Annotated in this window: 5 protein-coding genes; 1 reads left to right on the forward strand and 4 read right to left on the reverse strand. The window is 74.2% G+C overall.

Going from position 1 to position 7,303, the window contains the following annotated elements; translation table 11 throughout:
* Positions 1–147: 147 nt before the first annotated feature.
* The 4 genes from ACWEJX_RS36935 to lanL form a co-directional block, all read right to left on the reverse strand.
* Entirely contained in the window at positions 148–1,011 is an 864-nt protein-coding gene (locus ACWEJX_RS36935; RefSeq protein ID WP_451611789.1) for an ABC transporter permease, read from the reverse strand.
* A complete protein-coding gene (locus ACWEJX_RS36940) occupies positions 1,008–2,141 on the reverse strand; it encodes an ATP-binding cassette domain-containing protein (protein WP_451611790.1) in 1,134 nt (377 codons plus the stop codon). Before ACWEJX_RS36940 ends, ACWEJX_RS36935 begins: the two co-directional genes overlap by 4 nt.
* 149 nt (positions 2,142–2,290) lie before the next feature.
* The gene (locus ACWEJX_RS36945) at positions 2,291–2,443 is read right to left on the reverse strand and encodes a VenA family class IV lanthipeptide (protein WP_403787650.1); all 153 of its coding nucleotides are present in this window, start codon (positions 2,441–2,443) and stop codon (positions 2,291–2,293) included.
* Between the two features lie 48 nt (positions 2,444–2,491).
* Positions 2,492–5,227, reverse strand: coding sequence for a class IV lanthionine synthetase LanL (gene lanL / locus ACWEJX_RS36950; protein WP_451611791.1), 2,736 nt, complete (start codon positions 5,225–5,227; stop codon positions 2,492–2,494).
* 415 nt (positions 5,228–5,642) lie between these two features.
* Here lanL and ACWEJX_RS36955 point away from each other — a divergent pair, with 415 nt between their 5' ends.
* The gene (locus ACWEJX_RS36955) at positions 5,643–7,052 is read left to right on the forward strand and encodes a pyridoxal phosphate-dependent decarboxylase family protein (RefSeq protein WP_451611792.1); all 1,410 of its coding nucleotides are present in this window, start codon (positions 5,643–5,645) and stop codon (positions 7,050–7,052) included.
* The last annotated feature ends 251 nt before the right edge of the window (positions 7,053–7,303 follow it).

Below are 7,303 nucleotides of genomic sequence, written 5' to 3' on the forward strand. Positions count from 1 at the left end.
AGAGCCGCGGCCTTCCGCGGCCCTTGCCCCCCGGGCGCCGCCCCGCGCGCGGGGGGGAGCGCCCCGCCCCCCACCCCCCCACACCCCCCACCCACCCCCCCACCCCCCCACACGACGGCCCCCCCCCCCCCCACCCACGGGCCCGTGTCATTCGGGGCGGTTGAAGCGGTGGGCCGCCCACCACAGCGCGACGGCGCCAACGGCGAGGAGCAGGCCGGCCTCAAGGAGCAGCGGTGGCTGCCGGCCGGCCCACGCGATGCCGCTCACCGCCTCCTGGCCCGGCACCTGCCAGGCGATCAGGCGGCGCAGCAGGTCGACCGCGTACGCGAGCGGGTTGACGGCGGCGAGGGTGTGGGCCCAGCCGGGCAGGGCCTTGAACGGGAAGAAACTGCCGGAGAGGAACAGCAGCGGCATCATCACCAGGCCGAGGAGCATGTGGAACGTCTCGGACCTGCGCAGGGTCACGGCCAGTGCCAGGGCCAGTGCGGTGATGGTGAACGAGGCGAGGACCATGCCGGCGAGGAGCAGCACGAGCAGGAGCGGGTCGTAGGGCAGGCCGGCGACACCGGCGAGGCCGAGCAGGACGGCGCCCTGGGCCGTGGCGACGAGGGTGCCGCCGGCGCAGTTGCCCAGGAGCAGGGTGACGCGGCTGACCGGGGCCATCAGGAGCTCACGCAGATAGCCGCTCTCCCGGTCGGTGATCAGACGGACGCCGACCAGGAGGGCGGGGGTCTGCACCGTCATCATCAGCATGCCGGGGAAGAGATAGGTCTGGTAGCCGACGCCCAGCGAGGCGCGGGGGATGAGGGCGGTCAGCCCGCCGCCGAGGATGAGCAGATAGAGCACCGGGTGGAGCAGCATCAGCGCGGTGTGGGCCCGCTGGCCCGCGAGGCGCAGCAGATCGCGGTGGACCAGGGCGCCGATCGCGCGCATCTCGCGCCGCAGACGGGTGGGCCGTTCGTCGTCGGAGGTGTCCGCGGCGCCGGCGGTGTGGAGCGGCAGTGTGGTCATCGGCCGCTGCCCCTCTCGGTCGTCGTGGCGGGGCCGGCCGACTGCTGACCGGTCGCGGGGCCGGCCGGCTGCTGACCGGTCGCGGTGGCGTTCAGGCTGCGCCCGGTGTGGTGGAAGAAGACGTCGTCGAGCGTGGGCGGGGTCGCGGAAGCGGCGTGCACGGAGATGCCGTGGCCTTCGAGCGCCGCACACATGCGCGGAATGAAGGCGCTGCCGTCCCGTACGCGCAGACACACCCCGTCCGCGTCCACCGTGACGGGCCGGCCGGCCGGGGCGATCCGCCGCACGACGTGCTGTGCCAGGGCGTCGTCGCCGGTGCGCAGCACGACCCGGTCGTCCCCGATCGCGTCCTTGAGCGCGCGGGGTGCGCCCTGGGCCACCAGGCGGCCGCGGTCGATGATGGCGATCGTGTCGCAGTTCTCCGCCTCCTCCAGGTAGTGGGTGGTGACGAAGAGCGTGCTGCCGTGGCGGCCGGGCAGCGCGCGCAGGTGCTCCCAGACCTGGGCGCGGGCATGGGGGTCGAGTCCGGTGGTCGGCTCGTCCAGGAACAGCACGCTCGGGGCGTGCAGCATGCCGCGGGCGATCTCCAGGCGGCGGCGCATGCCGCCGGACAGCGTGCGCACGGGGGAGCGGCGCCGGTCGGCCAGGCCGACCAGGTCGAGCACCTCCGCCGCGCGCCGGCGGGCGTGGCGTCGGCGCAGCCCGTAGAGGCGTCCGTGGATGTCCAGGTTCTGCTCGACCGTCAGGTCCGGGTCCACGGCGCTGTGCTGGAAGAGCATGCCGACCCGCTGTCGCACCTGATGGGGCTCGGTGAGCACGTCGGCGCCGGCCACGGTGGCGTGACCGGCGGTCGGGCGGGCCAGGGCGCACAGCATCGCGATGGTGGTGGACTTCCCCGCTCCGTTGGGGCCGAGGAAGGCGAAGGTCTGCCCCTGCGGCACGTCCAGGTCCAGCCCGCGTACGGCGTGGACGGTGGTGCCCTGGGGCCCCGGGTAGCTCTTGACCAGACCGCGCGTGCTGATCGCGTACACCGGAGGGGCAGCCGGGTGGGGGGTCGCGTGCGGGCTGGTGACGGCGGCCGTCAGGAGGGCCGCCCGGGCGGGATCGTCATCACCGGCGTGTGGCTGCATGTCGTCTGGACCTCGTTTACGGGTTCGCTGTCCGCGGCCAGGCACGGTGTGCGCGGAGAGGGGGGAGGGGACACGCTCGTTCGAAGGACGGAGGATCCGGCCGGCGGCCTTCCCGGGCTTGCGGCCGCCGGCCGGATCGTGCCGCGGTGCTACGCGCAGCTGATGCCGATGCAGACGGTGTTGAGGAGCGTCAGCAGGCCGATGCACTCACAGGTGCCCGAGAACGATCCGTCGACGGCGACCGGCTCGGTCTCCGGGAGGGCGTGAAGGCGGGCGATCAGCTCGAGGTCCTGGTTTTCCATGGCTTTCTCCCTTTTCTTCTCTGGTCGGCGACAGGGAACCCCTGCCGCTCACTCCGGCAGCCGGACCATCCAGTGCCGGGGGCTTGTGTGGCGGATCCGCAGGAGGAAGGCGAGGATGCCTGCGGACCCGTCGCTCCAGCTGGTCGAGACGTCCCCGTACTCGTTGGGGAAGACCACGTGGCCGCGGCGCTCGGCCCGCTCGCAGACGATGAGCCGGGCGAGCCGCTCCGCCATGGCGCGGTAGACGGGATCTCCGGTGGCGTCGGCCACGTCGAGGAGGAAGTCACCGTTGCCCGCGAGCCCGTGGCACTGGGTCAGGGCGGCGCGGGTGGCGCGTTCCGCGACGGCGTGCGTACTGCGGCGGGCGGCCTCGCCGTACCGGTCGTCGCCGGTGGCCTGCCACAGCTGGAGGAGGAACGTGCCGATGCCTGCCGAGCCGTGGCACCAGTACGGGGCCGTGGGCACGTCGCCGTCCTGCGCGGGCCACTGCGCCGCCCCGCCGACGAGCCGGCCGGCGGCCAGCAGGTGCTCGCCGGCCTGAAGCGCCAGGTCCCGGTGCGCTTCGGCGCCCGAGACGGCCGCGGCGGCGAGCAGGAAGCAGCCGATGCCGGCCGTCCCGTGGGCGAAGCCGAGGTAGCGTTTCCCGCTCTCCCCGGACGCGCCCTCCGCTGCGGCGGCCTCGGCGGGGATGGGCCAGCTCACGGCGGTCGGCTCGCGCCGCGCGGCGGCGGCCAGCCGGTCGGCCGCCTCGACCGCCAGCTCCGCGAAGCGCGCGTCACCGGTGCGACGGAACAGATGGAGGGCGGCGAGCCCACTGCCCGCGGCGCCATGGGTGATGTCGAAGTGCAGCGTGGACCGCTGCGGCGCGAGCGCCAGGGCCAGCGCGTGCTCGGTGAGCCGGCGGTCGTCGACGGCGCGCCCGGCGTCGTACAGCGCCCACGCGGTCCCGCGGCCGCCGAAGTGCAGACCGGGGCGTACGGAGCGGAGGTCGGTGTGGTCGGCGATCCAGCGGCCTGCCGTGGAGATCACCTCGGGCAGGCGCGGATCGCCGGACAGTTCGAAGTACCGCGTCAGTACGGCCAGGACACCGGCCGCGCCCTGCTGCACGCTGCAGGGGTCCGCCTCGCCGGCCATGGTGGACACGGGCCACAGCCGCCGCTCGTCCGCCGGGGTCATCGATTCGACGAGATGGTTCACGATCCCGGCCACCGCGTCGTGCGGGCTGTCGTCGCCGGGTGCGGTCCGGCCGGTCGAGCGGTACGGCCCCGGCCGCGCCGATTGGGTGGGTGCGGGCTCCGCGGGTGCCGCGTTCGCCGCCGTCAGGTCCGTCTTGTGGAGGGCATCGCGGGCCTGTGCCGGGTCCCAGCGCTCGCCGGGATCGTCCCGCATCAGCCCGAGGATCATCTCCACCAGACCTTCCGGCAGGCGAAGCGGCTCGGTACAGGACTCCAGCCAGGCGGCGAGCCGCTGCTCCGCGGGCCTGCTGCCGGGCTCTTCGGGGAGCAGGTTCGGCACCTTCCCGGCCAGGACGAAACAGACCGTGGCGCCGAGGCTGTAGTAGTCGGCCGTCGGTGAGACGGGCGCGTCGACCAGGCGCTCCGGGGCGCTGAACCCGGGGGTACCCACCCGGGTCGGCAGCGGGGAGTCGTCGTCCAGGACGGCGAGTTCCAGGTCGATCAGGCGCAGTTCACCGTCCGGGCGGACCATGACGTTGGCGGGCGTGAAGTCCCGCAGGACCAGACCGCGGGCGTGGGCCGCGGCGACCAGATCCACCAGCCGGACGACCTGGGCCAGTGCCTCACCGCGGTAGCGCTCGGCGCCGACGTCGCGGAAGCGCTCGGCCACCCAGGTGCGCAGGGCCACGCCCGGCACCTCGTCCTGGGCCAGGAACAGATGCCCGCCGTGCTCGAACAGTCCCAGCGACAGGGGCGCGAGATCCGTGCCCTGGAGCTTCTCCAGCGTCCGCGCCTCGGCGCGCAGCCAGTCCCGCACGTCGCAGCCCGAGGAGTCGGCCTCCACGTGCGGCCGGGCCTCCTTGATCACCACCGGAGCACCGGTGCGCACGCAGGTGCCCCGGTAGACGCCGCCCTTGTTCGTGTGCCGGATGGCCTCCCGTACCGCGAAGCGACCGCCGATCACCACCGGCCCGCCGGCCGAGGCCGCCGTGCGCGGCGCGACGGGCACCATAGTGGGGAAGGGACAGACCGCCCACGAGGGAGGGGAGTACTGGCCGGTGCGCTTGTCCTCGACGAGATTGCCGTCGGGGTCCTCGATGAGCCAGACCAGCAGGCCGTCGTCCGACAGCCCCCGCCGGCCCACGAAGGCGCCGTAGCGGTAGTGCACCAGACTGCCCACGGCATAGGGCTGGTCCGACAGGATCCTCGGCCCCGCCAGTCCCGCCGTGGCCCGGTGCAGTTCCTGGGCGAGCCGGACCGCGTCCTCGTCCGAGCGGGGGTAGACGGTGATGAACTTGCCCGAGCTTCCCCGGGGCGTGGCCCGGGAGTTGAGCGCGCTCACCTTCTCCCGCGACCGGGCGAACTTGAACGTCGACTCCTGGAACAGCAGCACTTCCAGGGCCTTCGCGAGGACCGCCGGAGCGGACGCCGTCGTCGCCGACACATGCAGCTTCCAGCCCTGCTCGCGGCGCGCTCCGGACCCGGACCGGGGTGCGACACGGCACCACATGTCGTCCGCGTCGGTCACCCACCGCCCGTCTGTTCCCGTGGCGTGCAGGGCCTGGCTCAGAAGGTCTTCCAGCTCGGCTTCGGTAGCGTGGCTCGTCATCGTGTCCCTCTCAACGGATGCAACCGCCGGACGGGAAGTTGCCCGATGACATAAACGGACCAACACACACCCCGTCGGGTTCACTTGATTCAGCGAGCGTGCGCCGCTGCTCTCTCACCAGGAGGCGCGACCGGCGCAGAACGAAGCATCCGGACGCTCGGGGCGGGGCGGCGGTATTCGGCGAGCGACCGGCGCTCGGCCTTCTTCGGGAGGTGCGCCGGGCGCGGGAAGGGGCGCACGCCCGGCTCCGCGCACACCTCCGAGCTCTGCGTGCGGCCTGAAGCCGGTGCGGTCGCTCGTCCAGGGCCACGCGAGCCGGTCGAGGGGGACCGAGAGGGATGTGGATCCCCTGTCCAAGGCCACTTCTCCGAGATTGGCCCCGTGCTCATCCCGATCGGCTGTTTACGCTGCGGTCATGCATCCCACGCTCGCCGCCGACCTCGACCGGCTCCCCGAACTCCTCCAGTCCGCCCGCGACCTCGCGGCCCGTGGGCTCTCGCGGCTCGGCGAGCGGCCGGTCGCCGGCGCGGCGAAGGCCCCCGGACCCGATCCGCTCCCGGCGGCCGGCGTCGGCGCCCAGGGCGCGCTCGAGCAGTTCGCCCGGCGCTGGGAGCCCGGATTCTCCGCTTCGGCGGGGCCGCGCTACCTCGGGTTCGTCACCGGCGGCGCCACCCCGGCGGCCCTCGCCGGCGACTGGCTCACCGGTGCCTACGACCAGAACGGCTCCAGTGGTGGCGGCTCGACCGCCGACGCGCTGGAGCGCGAGACGCTGGGCTGGCTGCGCGAGCTATTCGGGCTGAGCGAGGCGCACCAGGGTGCGTTCGTCAGCGGCGCCACGATGTCCAACACCGTGGGACTTGCCGTCGCCCGTGAGTGGCTGGGCGAGCGCCTGGGCGTCTCGGTGTCCCGCGAGGGCGCGGCCGCGCTCGGCCCCGTCGACGTGCTGTCCGGCAGCCCGCACTCCAGCATCACCAAGGCGCTGTCCGTCCTGGGCGTGGGCCGCGACAGCCTGCGTTCCGTGCCGCTGCTCGGCGGCGATCGCGAGGCCGTGGACGTGGCCCGGCTGGCCGAGGCGCTGGAGGCACTGGGCGGGCGGCCCGCCGTCGTGGTCGCCAACGCCGGGACCGTGAACACCGTCGACTTCGACGACCTGCGGGCGATCGCCGCCCTCAAGGAGCGGTACGACTTCTGGCTGCACGTGGACGCCGCCTTCGGCGCGTTCGCCGCGCTCTCCCCCGTACACGCCTCCCTCGTCGACGGGCTCGACGCCGCCGACTCGATCTGCGTGGACCTGCACAAGTGGCTGAACGTCCCCTATGACGCCGCCGTCCAGTTCACCCGCCGCCAGGACCTCCAGGTGCGCGTCTTCCACAACGAGTCGCCCTACCTCGGCCTGCCCACCGGCACCCCCGACTTCCTCCACCTGACCCCGGAGAACTCCCGGCGGCTGCGCGCCCTGTCCACCTGGTTCTCCCTGACCGCGTACGGGCGCGCAGGCCACGCCGAGATCGTCGAGCGCTGTGCCGCCCTGGCCCGGCGCCTCGGCGAGGGCGTCTGCGCCGTCCCGGGCCTGCGGCTCCTCGCGCCGGTGCGCCTGAACGTCGTCTGCTTCACACTCGCCGACGACCCGACCGCGGAACGGCTCGGCGCCCTCGCCCGGGCGGTCGCCGACTCCGGCGAGGCCTTCCTCACCCCCACGGTCCTGCACGGCACGCCCGCGCTGCGCGCCGCCTTCAGCAACTGGCGTACGACGGAGACGGACACGGACCGGGTGCGGGACGCACTGGCCCGGGCGGTCCGGACGCTCGCTCCCGCGGGCGACTGATGAGCTGCCGGCCGGCGCGGCGCACGCAGGGACGGCGGGACCGGCCACGGGCCGGGCGGTTCCCGTGGGTTCGCCACGGACTTACGCATGGTCATCGACTCGATACCGGGACCCGTCATCCGGCAGCCCATGTTCGCCTACCCCTGTCGGGGCGGGGCGGGCGGGCCCCCCCCGCGGCGGGGGACGCCCCGGGCCGGGGGGCCCCGGGGGGCCGCCGCGGGGCGGCGGGGGGGCCGGGCCGGGGCCCCCCC

It is taken from the genome of Streptomyces sp. NPDC004788 (assembly GCF_053601115.1).

Bases quoted from the DNA above. Each gene is read 5' to 3' on its own strand.
- ACWEJX_RS36935 (WP_451611789.1), bottom strand. From the start codon at position 1,011: ATGACCACACTGCCGCTCCACACCGCCGGCGCCGCGGACACCTCCGAC.
- ACWEJX_RS36940 (WP_451611790.1), bottom strand. From the start codon at position 2,141: ATGCAGCCACACGCCGGTGATGACGATCCCGCCCGGGCGGCCCTCCTG.
- ACWEJX_RS36945 (WP_403787650.1), bottom strand. From the start codon at position 2,443: ATGGAAAACCAGGACCTCGAGCTGATCGCCCGCCTTCACGCCCTCCCG.
- lanL (WP_451611791.1), bottom strand. From the start codon at position 5,227: ATGACGAGCCACGCTACCGAAGCCGAGCTGGAAGACCTTCTGAGCCAG.
- ACWEJX_RS36955 (WP_451611792.1), top strand. From the start codon at position 5,643: ATGCATCCCACGCTCGCCGCCGACCTCGACCGGCTCCCCGAACTCCTC.